The organism is Lyngbya aestuarii BL J, assembly GCF_000478195.2.
In the GTDB taxonomy this organism is placed as follows: domain Bacteria; phylum Cyanobacteriota; class Cyanobacteriia; order Cyanobacteriales; family Microcoleaceae; genus Capilliphycus; species Capilliphycus aestuarii.
Window position 1 is genome coordinate 1 of record NZ_AUZM01000097.1, and the last position, 18832, is coordinate 18832.

The following is an 18832-nucleotide window of genomic DNA, read 5'->3' on the forward strand; positions in this document are numbered from 1 at the left end:
GAACATACATGATATTGGTGCGGCTTTCGGCAATTTTTTCCATCCCTCGATGAAGATAGCCGAGTACGGGTTCACAGTCTACGACATCTTCTCCGTCTAGGGTGACAATTAACCGCAAAACCCCGTGCATAGAGGGGTGGTGTGGCCCCATATTGATGACCATCGGTTCGGTGCGGGTTTCTATTCGACTCATCGGTGTTTGCCTCTCAACCTCAATGTTTTATGCTGGTACTGTAAAAGTAGACGATACAACGAATGTATGGCGTTTGTTGACGGTTGTTTGTCTCCCTTGTCATTATAGGGAGTTTAGACCGTTAACAGTGATGAATGATCAATTATCAATTATCAATTATCCCTCTTTTGTGTCCCCTGTAATCTAAGATTGACCTCACAACTTGTGAACTTGTGAACTCCCTAATTTCCTATGCCTGAGTTGAATATAAATGAATTAACGGTTAATTTTGTTCATGTTCCCGTATTGAGTCGAGAATTGATTGCGGGATTGTTTGTGGTTGCAGGTGGACATTATTTGGATGCCACAGTTGGGGGTGGAGGTCATAGTATGTTGATCTTACAAGCGGCGCCGGATGTACGAATCACGGCGATTGATCAAGATGAAGTGGCGATCGCCGCAACGAGTGCTAGATTAGCAGAAGTTGAACCCAGTTTTGCAGATCGAGTGCAGTTTTGGCGAGGAAATTTTGCCGATTATCAACCCCAAGGGATGCAGTTTGATGGGATTATTGCCGATTTAGGTGTAAATTCTTATCAACTTGATACTCCAACTCGGGGGTTTAGCTTTCGCCACAGCGCCCCGTTGGATATGCGAATGAATTTGCAACAATCTTTGAGTGCGGCTGATATTATTAATACTTGGGATGAGGTAGAACTAGCCGATATCTTTTTTCACTACGGCGAAGAACGATTGTCCCGTCGCATTGCTAGACGGATTGTCCAACAGCGTCCGTTTGAGACTACAACTCAACTTGCTGATGTGATCGCGTCTTGTTATCCGCCCAAGTCTCGTTATGGTCGTATTCATCCGGCGACTCGTGTTTTTCAAGCGCTGCGAATTGCGGTTAACCAAGAACTAACAGCCCTCGAAACCTTTTTATCTCGCGCCCCACAATGGCTAAAATTGGGGGGTAGAATTGGGGTGATTAGTTTTCATAGTTTAGAAGATCGGCGAGTTAAACAGAGTTTTAAAAGTGATTCGGATTTACAAGTTTTAACGAAAAAGCCAATTCAAGCACAAGCACTAGAAATTGCTGATAATCCTCGCTCTCGATCTGCTAAACTCAGACTGGCTGAACGGATAACGATCTGATGACTCACCCTTAAATTGTAATTTTATTGATCAGTATTGATCAGTATCAAAAATAAAAGTGTGTAGCAAACTCAAAACGGTGTACAAACTTCATCCATCTAATTTATTTACCTGGGAGTAACCAATCGCATGAGTCGGGGAGAACAGTCCAAGCTGAAACTAATGGTAGTTGATGACGAACAAGATAACTTGGATTTGTTATACCGGACGTTTCGGCGTGAGTTTAGAGTTTATAAAGCAGATAGCGCCCTCAACGCTCTTGAAATCCTCCAACAAGAAGGGGAGATGGCGATTATTATCTCAGATCAACGAATGCCGGAAATGAACGGTACGGAGTTTTTAAGTCAGACGGTTGAACGTTTTCCGGATACGATTCGTATTCTGTTAACGGGCTATACTGACGTGGAAGATTTGGTTGAGGCGATCAACTCCGGTCAGGTGTTTAAGTATATCACGAAGCCTTGGAGTCCCGAAGCACTCAAGTCCGTGATTCAACAAGCTTCTGAAACCTATAAGTTCTCCAAAAAACGGACAAATTCTCTGCGTCGTGCTTTACGTCGAGAGTCTCTTTACAACGATGTGATCAGTGCTTTGCGAGAGTCGTTAGACTACTCTAGTATGCTGCAAACGATTGTTCAAACTCTTGGAGAAACGTTTCAGGCTAAAGCGTGTTATGTTCGAGCCGTGGAGGATGGAAATCTCTTGCCCGAAGTGTTTTTCTATACACCGATTGATGAGGCGGAGTCGCAGCAGAGCGACTGGCTATCCGATAGTGAATCGTTGATGCAGGCGGCGATAGAAACTCGTGAAACCAAGATTCTCCAAACCCTCGATCATAATAATCTGGTTCAAATTATCATTCCTCTGAGCTATCAGTTGAATCTGCTGGCGGTATTGGCTCTCTGTCAAGAAAGTGATGCCGATGCTTGGTCTGATGAAGATATTAAACTGTTGGAAGCTGTCAGCGAACAGGCGGCTTTGGCGTTGTCTCAAGCTAGACTTTATCAGCGTACTGTGCAACTGGCTGAACAGATGCGCTCGGAGTTGGAAGTCGCTCGTCAAATTCAGGGGAATTTACTCCGACAAAGTTGGCCGGATTTACACAGTGTTAAGGTGCAAGCCTGCTGCTATCCGGCGCGAGAAGTCGGAGGCGATTTTTTTGAGGTTTATGTTCATTCTCAAGGTGATGTTTGGGTTGCTTTAGGAGATGTATCGGGTAAAGGGGTGCCGGCGGCTTTGTTTATGGCGAGTGCCATGTCCGTGATTCGCCGAGAACTGTCTCAAGAGTCATCTCCTGACCCAGAACAGGTGATGCACAATCTCAATCGGATTTTGGCGGATGATCTGATTAGCAACAATCACTTTATTACAATGGTGTTGGCTCGTTATACTCCCACGACTGGAGAGTTGATTTATGCGAATGCTGGACATATTTATCCGCTCGTTTGGTCTCAGAAAATGCTACTGGAACAAACGACTCAGGGTGATTCTGCGATTACGGTAGAACCCAATTTTCTCAAAGCCCGAGGAATTCCTTTGGGGATTCTCCCGGCTTGGCGCGGTAAGATTGGGAGTTTGAATCTGTCAACGGGAGATATTTTTCTACTCACCAGTGATGGGATTACAGAAGCGACGGTTCTTCAGCAGAGTCAGGAGGATGAAACTCAAACCCGAAAGATGCTTCATCAAGAGGGATTATGGCAGCTTCTGGTACAACAAAAGGAGCCTTTAAATTTGGATAATTTACTTGCCTTTGTCCGGGAATCGAATTCGATTCAGGAAGATGACCAAACAATACTTGCACTGGAGGTCTTATTCACCGATGAAAACTGAGCTTCATGTGCCGAGCGATATTCGATTTTTAACCGTTGTGGAAAATTGGCTGTTGAGCAGTTTGGAAGTTGAGTTGGGTAGTCATATTGACTGGCCTCGTCAATCCAATCGGTTTCGTTTGGTACTGGCGGAAGCCTACTCAAATGTTATTCGTCATGCTCACAAAGATCAACCCCATTTGCCGATTGTGATTCGTCTAGAGTTGCAAAACCGAGATATTGCTCTGGAAGTTTGGGATTGTGGAACGGGTTATGAAGTGGGTAAATACAAGCAACCCGACCCGGAAGACCGACAAGAAAGTGGCTATGGCTGGCTGATTATGAATCGATTAATGGACAGAGTTGACTATTCTTTACAAATTAATAATGGTCATAACTGTCTGCGTCTGGAAGTCAGTCTCGGAGAAAAAGTTGATGAGTCTCAACAACTCCAAGCTTGAAGATTGATGGGATGGTCTGGATGAAGTTTAAACCGTTATGCCGTCATTTTCTTAACAACAGTCAACTAAAATCCACTCAATTTTAATTTTTGTAAATTTTAGTTGCAATATTTTTGAGGGTTAAGTCAATAATATTAATAATAAGTTTTAATGATACTTCAAAGACAGGAGACTGTGGTGAATCAGCTATTTCCGCTTGCCCCTCGCTATCGCTTAGATGATGAAAATCCTTGGTTAAAGGGAATTGATCCTTCCCGTCATTATTGGGTTCAGGTCAACGGGGATCAACAGTTAACGGCAATTCTACCGGGCTTAATGGTATCGTCGGCAACAGAATTTAAACAAATGATTCTGGCTTGGCGATCGCTGCAACCGGGACAACAAATGACCATTGAGCGAGCGGCCGGAAGCTGTATAATCTATTGCATCAGTGAAAACTGCTACGCGATCGAAGATCAAAACGAACCCGTTAAAGTTTGGCATTTGTTTGATCAAGAGACGGTAGAAAGCTTACTTATGACCAGCCATCCTGATTGGAAATGTTCGACTAAAGATGTCGAGTTAGGACGAGAATTATTAGCCCGTTCTCTACAACTTCCCGCTAAAGCTTAGATTTTATTAGGTTTTAATCCTAATGATCAGACTTGTTTTGTAAGTTAAATAACTCTTGGAGAGAAGCCAGCAGTTTAACGGTAACAACGGCAATTTCCCCGCCGGGATGCAAGATAAACTGCCAAGCCACATTTACCCAAAACAAAGGTGTTCTGACTTTCCCCATGACTCGAATTTGCCGCCGACCATTCTCCAAGGTTTGACCAACTCCCTCCAAGGGTTTAAGCCGCATTCCCCGTGCTTCTGCCTCCAAATAGTTGGCGATCGCCTCTTGTCCGTGAAGGTGATCTTCAAAGGGCGCTTCTAAGATGCCATCTTCTGCAAATAGAGCCGCAGTTTCCTGAAAATCTCCGGCGTTGAGAGTTTCAAAATATCGTAGAACTTGGGGTTCTGTGATTCCTTCTATTTGCAGTAGACAATCTGCACGAGTTAAGGTTTTTGTCTGCATAACGTTCAATGTTGTTTTTAAATTCAAAACTTTCGTTAAGAATAGCAAATAAAACAAAAGAACAGCGATCGTGTTCTGTAATCGCTGCTCCGGTTCTATCAAAAATTAACTAGGCGAGGGGATCGATTCCCATGTTTGCAACTGTATTCCGCAGTACGGTAATTTGTTGGCTGAACTCTAACTGCTCAATGGCGGCGATCGCTTGGCTTGAGGCGCGAGAAACGGGATAACCTGCGGGTACTCCAATTACAGACCCTTCTTTCATCCATTCGGCTAACTGATACCAAAATGCCAGCTTGGTGTTGGTGCCGAGAACACCGTAGGCGCGGCTGATCGGAGTGTTAACACAAGCCGCAATGTCGCGCATGGCTTTGAGTTGATCTTGAGGGGGCATCTGCTTGATCTCGTTGAGCAGACCTTCGGCAAACTGGAGGCGGGCGGCGCCGGGCGCTGCGGGGGTGATAGTCCGACCCATCTTGGTGTACAGGAACCAAAGAACAGCAAGCTGCTCGTCTACATTGAGAGCTGTGAAGTCTGAGGTTACACGGGCAACAGCATTAGGATTGCTGGAAACGAATACTTTGGCAAAATTTGCAGTTGAGGACTCAGTAGTAAAAGTCATAACAGCTTTCAAGGCTCCTTGGTAAACAACCATTCTCAGGAGCGGACCTTGGTGAGTCTTGCTTCCCTTGACTCTTATTATGTAACGTTAATTTAAGATTTGCAAATAAAACTTGCAAATCAATTTGATTTGTAATTGTCATAGATTTTTATACCTAATTTATGTCCGAAGGTAAATGCGATCGCTACATTGATAGATGTAATTGTGCTATATAAACCCTACACCGACGGTCATGCACCCCCCAGTCCAGACGAATCAAGTTAAGCAGCAAGCCCTCACGCTCGGATTTCACAAAGTTGGGATAGCGAGCGTTATCGAACCCATTGCCGAAGTTGAACGGTTGCAGGCTTGGCTAAATCAAGGCTATCAAGCAGAGATGGCTTGGATGGCGAACCCCCGGCGTCAAGATATTCGTCAAGTCATGCCCGAGGTACAGTCGGTTATCTGTGTGGCGTTGAACTATTACACTCCTCACGAACGTCGGGAGGGCGCGGAATATGGCAAGATTTCTCGTTATGGTTGGGGACGAGATTATCATAAGGTGATGCACAAGAAGTTAAAAGCATTTTCCACCTGGTTGCAAGCCCAAGGGGAAGGCATTCAAGCGCGATATTATGCAGATACAGGGCCAATATCAGATAAAGTTTGGGCGCAACGGGCGGGTATCGGTTGGATTGCGAAAAATAGTAATCTGATTACACGAGAATATGGATCTTGGGTGTTTTTGGGAGAAGTGTTGACGAATTTAGAATTAACGCCTGATTCTCCTCATACCGAACATTGTGGAACTTGTACTCGCTGTATTGAAGCTTGTCCGACGGATGCGATTACAGAACCCTTTGTTGTGGATGCCAATCGATGTATAGCCTATCATACAATTGAAAATCGTGCCGAACAGTTACCAGAGAATATTGAGTTAAAAGGTTGGGTAGCCGGGTGTGATATTTGTCAGGATGTTTGTCCTTGGAATCAACGATTTGCCCAAGAAACAGACGTGGAGGCGTTTCAACCGTATCCGGGAAATATTGCCCCAAAATTAAGTGAATTAGCTGAACTTTCAGAAGAAAAATGGAACGAACAATTTACCGCCTCAGCGTTACGACGAATTAAACCTCAAATGTGGCAACGAAATGCCCGAAAAAATTTAAAAGAGTTATGAATTTATACAAATGAAATGATGATTCTATGATTTTATTAGAATTGTCTCTACTTATTTTAAAATATTTTGTATAAATTTTGTATTCTCTATTTTTTTTATTTGCTACATCATAAACTGAATCATTCTAACAGTAGATTTTAATTTTTTTTAAGGGTTGACAATGATCTTTTAATCTATCTTAAGACATCATCCTAATGAGAGAGTATAATTAATGCCGAATCGAATAATTTGGTAAGTGATCTACTCTATCTTAAATTCATTTATGGATACTTATATCCTGATTTTACTTGTCATTAGTCTACTGTTGCTGGGAGTCACTTGGGGGTCGGGCTGGATTTCCCGTTTACCTTTGTCCTATGCTGTCATCTATTTAGCTGTAGGAATCATTCTCAGTCCCTACGGATTAAACTTAATAAACCTCAGACCTAATACAGAATTTTTAGAACGTTTAAGTGAGCTTGTTGTTATTATTTCTCTCTTTGGCTGTGGACTAAAAATGAACCGTCAGTTAAACCTAACCTCTTGGAATATAACAGTCCGATTAATTGCTGGTTTGATGCCTTTTTCTATCTTTGCAGTTGCAGTAATAACTCACTTTATCCTCAAATTAAGTTGGGGTGAAGCCATTCTATTCGGTGCTATTCTTGCGCCTACCGATCCTGTTTTAGCCTCTGAAGTTCAGCTTAAGCATCCCCATGATCCTGACGAACTGCGCTTTGGTTTAACATCTGAAGGAGGATTAAATGATGCACTTGCTTTTCCCTTCGTTTATTTTGGTATACATTGGTTAAAAGATGATAATTGGCAAAATTGGTTTAAACAATGGGTAGTTATCGATTTAATTTGGGCAATTTTTGCAGGAATTGTCATGGGAATTATTGTCACTCAAAGCATTGTTTGGGTAGATAGAAAACTTCTCAAAATCCGACCCACTAACGATATCATGGAGGATTTTATTGCAATTAGCATTATCCTCGCGACCTATTCTTTGACGGAACTTGTGAATGGATATGGTTTTTTAGGCGTATTTGTTGCGGGTATCGTAGCGCGAAAGAGTTATAAACAGAAAGCCAAGCCTTTCTCCCAACTAGAATTTATTGAGCAAGTTGAGAAACTTTTAGAAGTTGTAACAATTTTGTTGTTAGGTTCACTTTTGCGAATTGAACCCATTATTAAATATATTCCCGCTGCAATTTTGATTGCTGGATTATTAATTTTTGTGGTTCGACCTCTGGGAGCTTGGCTATTTACAATTGGGACTCGTTATCATAACCTAAAACGATTACTTTTGGGCTGGTTTGGAATTCGAGGGGTGGGATCTATTTATTATTTAACTTATGCTCTCGGTGAAGGTTTACAAGGTTCAGTGGGGGAGTTAATAGCTTGGAGTGTTTACATCATCGTTACTGTTTCTATTATTATTCATGGTATCAGTTCTACCCCTTTAATGAATTGGTATGAAAAACATATTGATCTACAAAGTTAAACAAAATATTGAACACTGTCAATTCTTTTAACTCTAACTTTTCATAATCAATGATTGGTGTTCTCAAGCAAGTAATTTCAATTTGTTTGAGATGATTCCATCAGAAATGATACATGAGAAATAAAAAGTTTTATGTCAGTAGTTTGACAAAGTAGAGTACGTCAAATGAAATAATGTTAACGCACTCTACTATTGGGTTTAAAATTCACCCGCTAAAGCAGCGACGCAACGTTCACAAATAGTTGGATCTTCAGTAGACTCTCCCACATGAACCGAATAATTCCAACAACGATCGCATTTTTCCCCGTCGGCTTTGACAATGCCAATCCCTAAGTCTTCGGACTCATCGCTGTATTCAAGTCCTTTTAAATTGTTGGGATTTTCTAACAGTTCAACCTGGGAACAAATAAATAGGTAACGCAACTGATCAACGCCGTTATACTGTTTTAATTTTGCGGTTGATGGGTTCATTTCGTCCAACTGTTCGCGTAGTTTTTCATCCGCAACATACAGCAAAACTTTCGCTTCTAGAGACGAACCAATCATCTTTTCTTTTCGCGCTTTTTCCATCACTTGGTTAACTTTTGCGCGAATTTCCCGCAATTTTTGCCAGAATTTAGCAAGTTGAGGCTGTTTCCAATTCTCCTCCAATTTCACCCAACCCGACTCGAATACAGATGAATAAGGAGTGGAATAGGGTAAATTTTGCCAAATATCTTCCGCCATGTGACAGAGAACAGGTGAAATAGCTTTGGCGAGGTTTTCTAAAGCAATTGCTAACACCGTTTGACAACTGCGACGTCGCAAAGTATTCTCCGCACTAATATACAGCCGATCTTTGGCAATATCGAGGTAAAAATTAGACAGATCGACAACGCAGAAATTCTGAACGGTTTGGAAGAAACGGAAGAATTGAAACTGATCGAACGCATCTTTTATTTCAGTAAAAACTTCCGTGATCCGATGCAGCATATATTGGTCTAAATCCGGCAAATCTTCGTAAGCAACCGCATCTTTTTCTGGGTCAAAATCATGCAAGTTCCCAATTAAAAATCTGGCTGTATTTCTAATTTTGCGGTAGATATCCGACATCTGTTTGAGGATATTTCCACCTAACGGTACATCTGCCGAATAATCAACCGATGATACCCACAACCGCAAAATATCGGCACCGTAGGGGGGGTCTTTTTGTTGGTTTTTACCACCTTCAATTACAATCGCCGGGTCAACAACATTCCCCAAAGATTTACTCATTTTATGTCCTTTTTCATCCAAGACAAATCCATGAGTTAATACCGTTTTGTAGGGGGCGTGACCGTAATTTGCAACGCTAGTTAACAAGCTGGAATTAAACCAACCTCGGTGTTGATCGGAACCCTCTAAATAGATATCGACGGGATAACCCAACCCCCGTTGTTTGGCAACCGCAGCCCAGGAAGAACCGGAGTCAAACCAAACATCCATTGTATCGGTTCCTTTGCGATATTTTGCCGCATCTTGGCGATATTTTTCGGGTAATAATTCCTCAACGGACATTTCCCACCACGCATCAGAACCATTTTCAGCGATAATATTTTGAACGTGAGAAATCGTTTCTTCATTCATTAAATGTTCGCCCGTTTCTTCATCGTAAAAAACAGGAATCGGTACGCCCCAACTGCGTTGTCGGGAGATACACCAATCTGAACGTTCGGCAACCATTGGCGTGATGCGGTTTTCACCCTGGGCGGGAATCCAACGCACATTTTGAATAGCTTTTAAGGCTTCTTCGCGGAACCCTTCAACGGAGGCAAACCACTGTTCAGTTGCCCTAAAAATGGTTGGTTTTTTGGTTCGCCAATCGTAGGGATATTTATGTGAGTAGGGTTCTTCTTTGATTAATGAACCCGCTTTTTGTAATGCCTGAATAACCGCTTCGTTGGCATCTTTGAGAACATTTAAACCCGCAAATTCTCCCGCTTCTTCGGTAAAGTTTCCATCCGCATCCACCGGACACAATACAGCTAAACCATAGCGTTGACCAACGATAAAGTCATCTTGACCATGACCGGGGGCGGTGTGAACAAGTCCAGTACCGGATTCTGTTGTGACATAATCTCCCCCAATTACTACCGGACTTTCGCGATCAAATAGGGGATGTTTGTAGGTCGAATGTTCTAAATTTTCGCCTTTAACTGTCGCTTTTACGGTTAGATTTTGGTCGAAGGTTGCGGATAGTCGTTCAACCAATTCTGCCGCAACTAACAAATATTTAAACTGAATCGGATGTTCAGCATTTTTATCGGTTTCTACGACAGCATAAGTTAATTCTGGATTTAAAGAAACGGCTAAATTTCCGGGAATTGTCCAGGGTGTTGTTGTCCAGATTGCGACTCCTAAATCGGGCAGAAATGGGGTGAGTTCTGACTTGACTGATTCCGCCAAACTGGTAATAGGAAATGCCGCAAATAAACTGCGAGAAATATGCCCGTCTGGATATTCTAATTCAGCTTCAGCTAATGCCGTTTTTGAACTCGGACTCCAATGAACGGGCTTTAATCCTCGATAGATATAACCCTTGAGAACCATCTGGGCAAATACCCCAATTTGGGCGGCTTCGTATTCCGGGTTTAGGGTTAAATAGGGGTGATCCCAATCGCCCCAAACGCCATATCTTTTGAAGGATTCTCGTTGTTGATTAACCGTTTCTAAGGCGAATTCTTTGGCTTTTTGACGCAGTTTTAACGGGGTGAGTTCTTCCCGTTCTGACTGTTTCATTTGTTGTAAAACTTTCAATTCAATCGGCAAGCCGTGACAGTCCCAACCCGGAACATAACGCACTTTTCGCCCTTGCAAAAGTTGGTAACGATTAATAATATCTTTAAGAATTTTATTGAGGGCGTGACCAATATGTAGCGCACCATTGGCATAGGGCGGCCCGTCGTGTAAAATAAACGCATCGCCCGGATTGTTTTCGGCAAGGCGTTCATAAATTTGATTTTCTGCCCAAAATTTTTGTAATTGGGGTTCGCGTTTGACAGCGTTTGCCCGCATATCAAACTTTGTCTTTGGCAGGTTCACCGTATCTTTGTAGGATTTGGCTGCCTTTTCTTGTTCTTTTCCGTTTACATCGCTACGTTCAGCCATGATTTACCCTTATTTGTGGCCAGCTTGCAATACAACCTTTAGTCTACCGTAGAAGTCTACGGCGCTGTCAGATTGCGTCATTGTCTGTTAGATGTAATAACACTATGTTGCAAGTATAATACATATTGGTCAAGTTGATTGACTCCACCAATGCTACTGCTGCGAATCACAAATACTGATTTTTGGGTTGATTTTTTAAAGGTTTTTAAGCTTAACTTGTTTTTATTCCCACTTTAGATAGGCTTTAGCCGTCATAAATTCGGACTTGAAATGGGCGATCATAAAATATATTATATTTTTAAGTAAAGTTCAACCCCAGACTATTTTTAAGTTAAGAACAAAACCCGGTAATACTTCCTCTCCTGATAAAGTTGTGGGAGAATTCAACCGTTCTACTGATTTTCCTAAACGATAAATTTCAATATAACGGTTTTTTCGTTCTATCAACCAACCCAATTTTACTTGATTATCTATATATTCTTGCATTTTTGATTGTGTCGATTTCAAACTATCAGAAGGAGACATCAACTCTAGCACGAAATCAGGTGCAATTGGGGGAAATTTCTCTTTTTCTTCTGGGGTAAGTTGATCCCATCTTAATTGGTTGATCCAGGCGATATCAGGAGAACGATTTGCACCGTTGGGAAGTTGAAAACAGGTAGAAGAATCAAACAGTTTACCGAGTTTATTTTGACGATTCCAGAAGACAAAATCTCCAGCAATTTCAATATTACGATTTCCGGTTTCTCCCCCCGTTGGCGACATAACAATCAATTCTCCGGTTGCATTTCGTTCAAACTTAATATCGGGGTTATTACGGCAAAGCTGATAAAATTGTTCGTCACTCATTTGACAAACAGAACTAAAATTAATGGTATAAGCAGTCATCGTTAGAATCCTATCCTTATTTGTTGCCTGCTTTGAAGCCCAACTTGTCGTTGACAAAAGGTCAATCTCGCTTTTTAGGAGAGGCGAGTGGGGGATGGGGTTAATATTGAGTTTTGTAACGATTATTAAAAAACTGTGCGATCGCCTGTATGATTAACAGTTGGTTCTTAGCATAACGACTAAATCTTTCATACATTTACTAGCTTTCTTCGGGAGGAAAAATGGACTTTATCACTAACTTTTTCAGCAGCATCAACTTTGAACTGATCGCACAGCTTACGATGTTAGCACTGATTGTCATTGCTGGCCCTGTGGTCATCTTTTTGCTGGCTTTTCGCGGTGGCGACCTGTAAAAAAAGTTTATTCTGGGGGCTAGGGTAACGATTTGGGTTATTCTTACCCATCCCCCAGATAAGAGCGAATTGATCAGTGATTGATCTTAGTCTTGAACATACTCTTGTTCAGTGGTGAGTGCGATTTCTGCCCGCATAAACTCTCGTCCTAAGTAAAGTGCATGATCAAAAGTGCTTAACGGACAAGAATCAGTTTCTTCAGTTATTTTGATGCCCAATTCTTTCGCAGTTCTACCCTTAAATACTGCGGTGGGTTGACGCTTCAAACTTCCGGTACAAGAGAAAGGTTCACCTGTCTCCGGATCAACAGCAAGTCCCTGATCGTTGATATTATTTGTATAGTGTTCTGCACAAATTAGAGCCGCTTCTTGATCAACATAAATGATAAAGTAACCTGCCGGATCAAGATGAATAAAGCGTTGGGAAAGCTGATCATCAATCGCTTTGATTTTTTCAGCCGTCGGTATTTTTGAACTAGATTGAATAGACACAGTTGCCAAACATTACAGATCTGAACCTCTAATTATACCTCTAGGATGAGGCAGATGGTAATCAGCACGCAAATTTTCCCCAACTTCACCCAGAAGCTGAGGGAACACAAACTCAATAATTAGTTAGATAGATACTTGAGTTTATTTTAATTGATTATGATTCTTGTTTAAGATTGCGAAATTGTTCAGCTCTCATGCTGTATCCTTTTCCCTCTAAACACTGACTAAATTCAATTTCTGCTTGGTTGAGTTTCGGATTATCTTTGAGTTGAAAAGTGCGTTCTAAATAATCATTTCCCATCTCTTTTAAGGCTCGACCTAAATCAGGTTCACTCAACTCCTCGGGTAAACAGTTGATAACCGCACTCAAGCGTTCTCCAGTGACACCAGTCTCATCAGCATATCCCATTCCATTCGTTGCTGCTTGAGCGGGAGTGAGAGAAAGTCCCAATATCCAAAGCCCACTTACTAATACAGTCATTACAGTCATCTGACTGAATCGATGCCAAAATCTTTTCATCCAATCCATTCTCTATAATCTCCTAGTGATTAAAAATTTCTGAACTTAAAAAGTCCTTCACTAAGATAACAAACGAAGAAGTAACTTACCCTCTCTCTCTAGAAGGATTCTAAATTTATACCTATAGCAAGTTCGCAAGTGAATGAAGTCGGGGTAAGGATGAGAACCCGAGAAAATCACAATAGAAATGGTTAAATTTGACAAATGGTGATCACTAACAATAATAACACTATTGGGGTTCACTCTATATAATTAGACCTTAAAATGCTCATGTTCTGATCATTTGAGCTAGCTATTCCGAAAAATTTGAGTGTAATCGATCCTGAATATCTTCTATAATAAATGAGTTTTCAGTAATGTTCTGTTGAAATCAAAGTAGCAAGTATGATTATTAACATTAAAAATCTATGACACGATATATAATTAATCGTCTTCTGAGTGCAATTCCGACTTTAATCGCCATTAGTATTGTTGTATTTGCGATTTTAGCGCTCGCGCCAGGAGATCCGATGGGAGAATTCGCGACCAATCCTTCAATTACAGCAGAAGTTAGAGAAAATATTCGTCGTTCTTTGGGTTTAGATCAACCTTTGCCAATTCGATATATCAAGTGGGCTTGGGCATTTATTCAAGGTGATATGGGCTATTCATTTACCAGTCGTAGCCCTGTGAGCGAATTGATTTTACAACGCTTGCCAACGACTTTATGGGTAGCAGGTTTAGCCTATTTATTGGCGGTATTTATTGCGTTTCCACTGGGAATAATTTCTGCAATCAAACGCTATTCTATTTTTGATCAAATTGCGACAACTTTTGCTTTTTTAGGGTTTTCATTACCTCCTTTTTTCACAGGATTACTGTTCATCATCATTTTTAGCGTTCAGTTAAATTGGTTTCCGTTTATTTACAATAGTACCTTAGAAGTGACAAACTTGCAAACTTTAATTGAACAGATAAAACAGTCAATTATGCCAATTTGTGTATTAGCTTTATATCAATCTGCGGTGTTGATGCGGTTTATTCGATCTGCCATGTTAGAACAGTTAAATCAAGATTATGTTCGCACCGCTTATGCAAAAGGATTACCGAATTTTACAGTCATTCAAGCTCATGTTTTACGCAATGCTTTGATTCCGGTTGTCACGTTAATTGCGTTAGATATTCCCAGTTTGTTTACGGGCGCATTAATCACCGAACAAATCTTTAGAATACCTGGGATTGGAGCATTATTAATTGAATCGATTTATCGCAGTGATACCCCAGTTGTAATGGCGATTACGTTTATTTATGCAATTTTAGTGGTAGTCTTTAATTTAATGGCTGATATTTTATATGGAATTTTAGATCCTCGCATTCAATACCAATAAAAAAGGGTGATTTAAGCACCACCCTTGAGGCGTGAAAAATTGTCAATTAACTGTTTTGTTCCGGATCAATTCCTGCGGCTCGTAATAACTCCTCTAACCTGCTTGATCGTAAACGTTCTTGTTCTAACTGTTGTTCGGCTTGTAATGACTTCTATTAATCAATCTCAATCTAATCTAACAAAACCCCGAACACTTTGGGGTGATGCTTGGCGACGATTTAAACGGGATAAAATGGCAGTTTTAGGAATAATTGTTTTACTTTTAATTATTATTTCTGTTGTCTTTGGGCCGTTTATTTATACCACACCGATTGATACAATCGACTTTGGAAATTCTACCTCTCCTCCGAGTTGGGAACACCCTTTTGGAACAAATGATCTCGGACAAGATCAACTGGCTCGAATGTTAGCAGGAGGACGAATTTCTTTAACCGTTGGTGTGGCGGCGATGATCGTGGCTATTTTTGTGGGAACATTAGTCGGAGCAATTTCGGGGTTTTATGGGGGAATTATTGAGAGTTTATTGATGCGAATGACCGATTTATTTATCTCTTTACCTCAGTTACCTTTATTGTTACTGGTAATCTATCTATTTCGCGAACCCATGAAAGCAATTGCCGGGCCAGAAGTCGGCATTTTTCTGTTAATTGTTTTTGTGGTAGGCGGATTAACTTGGATGTCAGTCGCGAGATTAGTTCGAGCCAGTTTTTTAACAACAAAAGAAATGGATTTTGTGATGGCGGCGAAAGCTATCGGTGCAAAATCTTCTCGTTTAATTTGGGTTCATATTCTCCCCAATGTTCTTAGTCCGATTATTGTCGCTGCAACTTTAGCCGTCGGAAATGCAATTATTACCGAATCAACACTGAGTTTTTTAGGGTTAGGATTTCCGCCCGATGTTCCGACGTGGGGACGGATGCTTTATGATGCTCAAAACTATATTGAAACCGCTCCCTATATGGCATTATTTCCGGGTTTAGCTATCTTTTTAACCGTTCTTTGTATTAACTATGTCGGAGATGGTTTAAGAGATGCCCTCGATCCCCAGTCTAAACGATAATTTTAAGCAGTTGTCTGAGTCATGGGTAAGATTCCTAGTCGTGTTTAGTCTTATTTTAAATGAAATTTACTTTAAATGTGATCCTCAAACTGTGCAAATTTGGTGAAAACGTTTAACATATATGAACTACAATAATTGTATAAATCAAAAACCACGATATGGTACAAGCACCGACCCGCCAAACTACAACAGAATTAGCAACCCTCGCTATTGATTTAATTCGTCAAGCCGGATGTGAATATGGAGATGTTCGCTTCTGCACTTATCGGAAACAAAACCTCTTTGCTCGCGATCGCTCTTTAAGTCGTCTCGAAGATAATGTGAGTTCCGGTTTTGGAGTACGAGTTCTTCTTAAAGGGGCTTGGGGGTTCGCTGCTAGTTATCGCAAAACACCCGAAGAAGTAACTCGAATTGTTAATTTAGCGGTTGATATTGCTAAAGGAAGCCGTCTTTCCCTACAAAATCCTGTGCAGCTTGTTCCGGTTGAAGCCTATCAAGATAGCTACGTTACCCCGATTAAAATTGATCCTTTTACGATTCCAATTGCTGAGAAAGCTGAGTTTTTATTGAACCTCAATGAACGGTTACTCGCTTACGAAGAACAAGGCATCAAAAAAGCAACATCTTATCTACAATTCATTCAAGAAGATAAACTCTTTGCGTCTACAGTGGGTTCTCTGATTGAACAAACCATTTACCGCAGTTATCCCGGTTTTAATTGTACCGCAGTTGCCAATGGAGATGCACAAACTCGGGGTTACGAACGTCCGCCTTTAAATATTGGTTACGAACATATTGATCTTACAGATTTAAGCAATCAAGTTGAGAGAGTGGCTGAAGAAGTAATCGAAAAAGTTCATGCACCTAAAGGGCCGTCTGGTATTCTTTCGACGCTGATTCTAAAGCCGTCAAACCTCTATTTAACGATTCATGAATCTGTCGGACATCCAACTGAATTAGATCGGGTTTATGGCTATGAATCTAATTTTGCAGGCACCAGTTTTGCAACCACAGATCAACTCAATAAACTGCAATATGCTGCCCCTTGGGTAAACTTTAAATGCGATCGCACTCAAGCCGGTGGACGCAGTACAATGGGGTATGATGATGAAGGCGTTCCGGCACAAGATTGGTATGTGGTTAAAGACGGAATTTTAGTGGATTATTTAACAGATCGCGAAACGGCTTATCGACTCGGACGAGGAAGTAGTAATGGCTGTGCTTATGCTGATAGTTGGTCAAGTGTGCCGATGGTACGCATTCCCAATTTAGGCTTAGAACCCGGGCCAGAAAATGGCAGTCATACCGCTACTTTAGACGAGATGATCGCCGATACCGAAGATGGGATTTTAATTGATGGAATTGGGAGTTTTTCTATCGATCAACAACGGCGTAATTTCCAATTTGGAGGGGATGCGTTTTGGCAGGTAAAAAACGGTAAAGTGGTGGGAATGTTAAAAGATGTCACCTATCACGCCATGACGACAGAATTTTGGAATAAAATTGATGCGATTGGCCCTGAGTCTGAACGGGAACAATTGGGAACAAGTTACTGTGGAAAAGGTGAACCCATTCAACTGGCACAAATGACTCATGCTTGTGTTCCGGTACGAGTACGAGATATTCACATTGGTGGCGCTTCGTAATTCTAAAGAAAGGGAGGAGATCATATCAGTTGGGTTAAAAGAGCGATCGCTTTTTGAAGTTTAGAAACTGCGATCGCCCTTTTTTGATTTACAGCATTATTAGAGAATTGATTTTACCATCAATAAATCGTCTAAACTCCAGTAAACAAGCATCCCAGGGGGCTAAAAATACCACACAAGAACATTGCCGTTCAATTAATCCATATTATCCACTGGAGTCAGAAACCCGTTACTCGCCAATGAACTTACGAATTGCTCGTAACTGCTAGTATCGACTGAGTACCCCGATATTTCTTGGCAGGTGCGCTTTTGCCACTCCATGTACTCTTGTATATTTTCTAGGTTTTTGTGACCCTTAGAGGTTTTCCAGAGGGCATATGTGATATCCTCGGGAGTACCTGAAAAGGTCATGCTGCCATCAAAAAGTAAGTAGGTATTGGTGTTGTCTGTCATTGTTTCTCTAAGTTATTGTACTGATTATCGCAGAAAATCTCCTACTTATTGTACAATAAAATCATGATTTTTTTCTATTTTTTAAATTAGGGATTATTTAGGATTCGTGGTCTTGCCATAGAATGAGTTTTACGTCACCAACGGGAGAACATAAACGATGATAAAATTATACGAATATCCGTCTTCTGGAAATTGTTATAAAATTCGGTTATTGTTAACCCAATTAGAGATTCCGTTTGAACGAATTACAGTTGATATTTTGAAAAAGGAAAGTCGCACTCCAGAATTTTTAAGTAAAAATCCTAATGGACGAGTTCCGCTTTTAGAACTTGAACCGGGAAAATTTTTACCCGAATCTAATGCCGTTTTATACTATTTTAGTCAAGACACAGATTTTTTCCCAACGGATAAGTTTGAACAAGCACAAGTGATGCAATGGATGTTTTTTGAACAATACAGCCATGAACCCTATATTGCCACTTCTCGTTATTGGATTTCTATTGTCGGAAAACCAGAGGAATATAAACAAGCTTTAGAACAAAAACAACCCTTGGGTTATGCGGCATTAGGAGTGATGGAAAACCAGTTAAAAGATCATCCTTTTTTTGGGGGAGATCACTATACTATTGCGGATATTTGTTTATTTGCTTATACTCATGTTGCCCATGAAGGGGGGTTTGATTTAACTCATTTTCCGGCGATTTCTGCTTGGATTAATCGGGTAAAAGAACAGCCTAATTATATCAGTATCACTGAATAATTGTCTAAACTCCTTTAAATCCAACAGTTCGATCTATATCTTCGGTTGAGCGATCTAAAGGGGGAAGTTCGGACGGTTGAGAGGGAACTTTAGAAACACCAATTTGATTGAAAATAATTCCCAAAATAATCACACTTCCGCCAATATATTGAGGAGTTGTGGGAACTTCTCCTAAAATTAAATAGGAGGCTAAAACTCCGGCAATAGGAGCAAAAGAATTCGCTAAAGAAATCTCAGAAGCAC

18 protein-coding genes and 1 pseudogene are annotated in these 18832 nt (G+C 40.9%); 11 read left to right on the forward strand and 8 right to left on the reverse strand.

What is annotated here, in order from left to right:
• Positions 1-193, reverse strand: a pseudogene (locus tag M595_RS24700) (NAD(P)H-quinone oxidoreductase subunit H); the annotation flags it as partial.
• Between the two features lie 231 nt (positions 194-424).
• Between M595_RS24700 and rsmH the strand changes: the two are divergent.
• From rsmH to M595_RS24720, 4 genes are all read left to right on the forward strand, one after another.
• Positions 425-1327 (forward strand): 16S rRNA (cytosine(1402)-N(4))-methyltransferase RsmH, encoded by a 903-nt coding sequence (gene rsmH, locus M595_RS24705; RefSeq protein ID WP_023069288.1) that lies wholly within the window; start codon positions 425-427, stop codon positions 1325-1327.
• Positions 1328-1456: 129 nt separating this feature from the next.
• A complete protein-coding gene (locus M595_RS24710) occupies positions 1457-3160 on the forward strand; it encodes a SpoIIE family protein phosphatase (protein ID WP_023069305.1) in 1704 nt (567 codons plus the stop codon).
• Complete coding sequence (locus tag M595_RS24715; protein ID WP_023069295.1) at positions 3150-3599, forward strand: ATP-binding protein; 450 nt, start codon at positions 3150-3152, stop codon at positions 3597-3599. Before M595_RS24710 ends, M595_RS24715 begins: the two co-directional genes overlap by 11 nt.
• A 177-nt stretch (positions 3600-3776) precedes the next feature.
• A complete protein-coding gene (locus M595_RS24720) occupies positions 3777-4211 on the forward strand; it encodes a hypothetical protein (protein WP_023069289.1) in 435 nt (144 codons plus the stop codon).
• A 19-nt stretch (positions 4212-4230) separates the two neighbouring features.
• Here the strand turns inward: M595_RS24720 and M595_RS24725 are convergent, their stop codons facing one another.
• Together M595_RS24725 and M595_RS24730 are read right to left on the reverse strand one after the other, a co-directional pair.
• Positions 4231-4659 (reverse strand): nuclear transport factor 2 family protein, encoded by a 429-nt coding sequence (locus tag M595_RS24725; protein ID WP_023069298.1) that lies wholly within the window; start codon positions 4657-4659, stop codon positions 4231-4233.
• Between the two features lie 109 nt (positions 4660-4768).
• Complete coding sequence (locus M595_RS24730) at positions 4769-5281, reverse strand: orange carotenoid protein N-terminal domain-containing protein (protein ID WP_023069294.1); 513 nt, start codon at positions 5279-5281, stop codon at positions 4769-4771.
• 232 nt (positions 5282-5513) lie between these two features.
• Between M595_RS24730 and queG the strand changes: the two genes are divergently transcribed.
• Together queG and M595_RS24740 are read left to right on the forward strand one after the other, a co-directional pair.
• On the forward strand, positions 5514-6440 hold the full coding sequence (queG, locus tag M595_RS24735) for a tRNA epoxyqueuosine(34) reductase QueG (protein ID WP_023069299.1): 927 nt from the start codon (positions 5514-5516) through the stop codon (positions 6438-6440).
• Between the two features lie 262 nt (positions 6441-6702).
• On the forward strand, positions 6703-7926 hold the full coding sequence (locus M595_RS24740; protein ID WP_023069287.1) for a cation:proton antiporter: 1224 nt from the start codon (positions 6703-6705) through the stop codon (positions 7924-7926).
• Positions 7927-8124: 198 nt separating this feature from the next.
• Here M595_RS24740 and ileS read toward each other — a convergent pair whose 3' ends face one another.
• Both ileS and M595_RS24750 read right to left on the reverse strand, forming a co-directional pair.
• A complete protein-coding gene (ileS, locus tag M595_RS24745; RefSeq protein ID WP_052001892.1) occupies positions 8125-11052 on the reverse strand; it encodes an isoleucine--tRNA ligase in 2928 nt (975 codons plus the stop codon).
• A 309-nt stretch (positions 11053-11361) separates the two neighbouring features.
• On the reverse strand, positions 11362-11940 hold the full coding sequence (locus M595_RS24750; RefSeq protein ID WP_023069301.1) for a Uma2 family endonuclease: 579 nt from the start codon (positions 11938-11940) through the stop codon (positions 11362-11364).
• A 221-nt stretch (positions 11941-12161) separates the two neighbouring features.
• On the opposite strand from M595_RS24750, the gene psb30 reads away from it, so the two are divergent.
• The gene (gene psb30 / locus M595_RS29710) at positions 12162-12293 is read left to right on the forward strand and encodes a photosystem II reaction center protein Ycf12/Psb30 (RefSeq protein ID WP_023069302.1); all 132 of its coding nucleotides are present in this window, start codon (positions 12162-12164) and stop codon (positions 12291-12293) included.
• A gap of 86 nt (positions 12294-12379) precedes the next feature.
• Here the strand turns inward: psb30 and M595_RS24755 are convergent, their stop codons facing one another.
• Positions 12380-12784: a DUF4346 domain-containing protein gene (locus M595_RS24755; RefSeq protein ID WP_023069292.1), complete on the reverse strand. Its 405-nt coding sequence runs from the start codon at positions 12782-12784 to the stop codon at positions 12380-12382.
• Between the two features lie 154 nt (positions 12785-12938).
• Positions 12939-13313 carry a hypothetical protein gene (locus M595_RS24760; protein WP_023069297.1) on the reverse strand — a complete coding sequence of 125 codons (375 nt, stop codon included), beginning with the start codon at positions 13311-13313 and terminating at the stop codon, positions 12939-12941.
• 398 nt (positions 13314-13711) lie between these two features.
• Here M595_RS24760 and M595_RS24765 point away from each other — a divergent pair, with 398 nt between their 5' ends.
• The 4 genes from M595_RS24765 to M595_RS24785 all read left to right on the forward strand — a co-directional run bounded on the left by M595_RS24765 (position 13712) and on the right by M595_RS24785 (position 18589).
• Positions 13712-14671 carry an ABC transporter permease gene (locus M595_RS24765; protein WP_023069290.1) on the forward strand — a complete coding sequence of 320 codons (960 nt, stop codon included), beginning with the start codon at positions 13712-13714 and terminating at the stop codon, positions 14669-14671.
• 144 nt (positions 14672-14815) lie between these two features.
• Entirely contained in the window at positions 14816-15730 is a 915-nt protein-coding gene (locus M595_RS24770) for an ABC transporter permease (RefSeq protein ID WP_023069304.1), read from the forward strand.
• Between the two features lie 158 nt (positions 15731-15888).
• Complete coding sequence (locus M595_RS24775) at positions 15889-17376, forward strand: TldD/PmbA family protein (protein WP_023069291.1); 1488 nt, start codon at positions 15889-15891, stop codon at positions 17374-17376.
• A gap of 610 nt (positions 17377-17986) precedes the next feature.
• Positions 17987-18589, forward strand: coding sequence for a glutathione S-transferase family protein (locus tag M595_RS24785; protein ID WP_023069300.1), 603 nt, complete (start codon positions 17987-17989; stop codon positions 18587-18589).
• A gap of 4 nt (positions 18590-18593) precedes the next feature.
• On the opposite strand, the gene M595_RS30305 is transcribed toward M595_RS24785, so the two are convergent.
• Positions 18594-18832, reverse strand: a 239-nt coding sequence (locus M595_RS30305) for an EamA family transporter (protein WP_023069293.1), incomplete at its 5' end; no start/stop codon positions are given.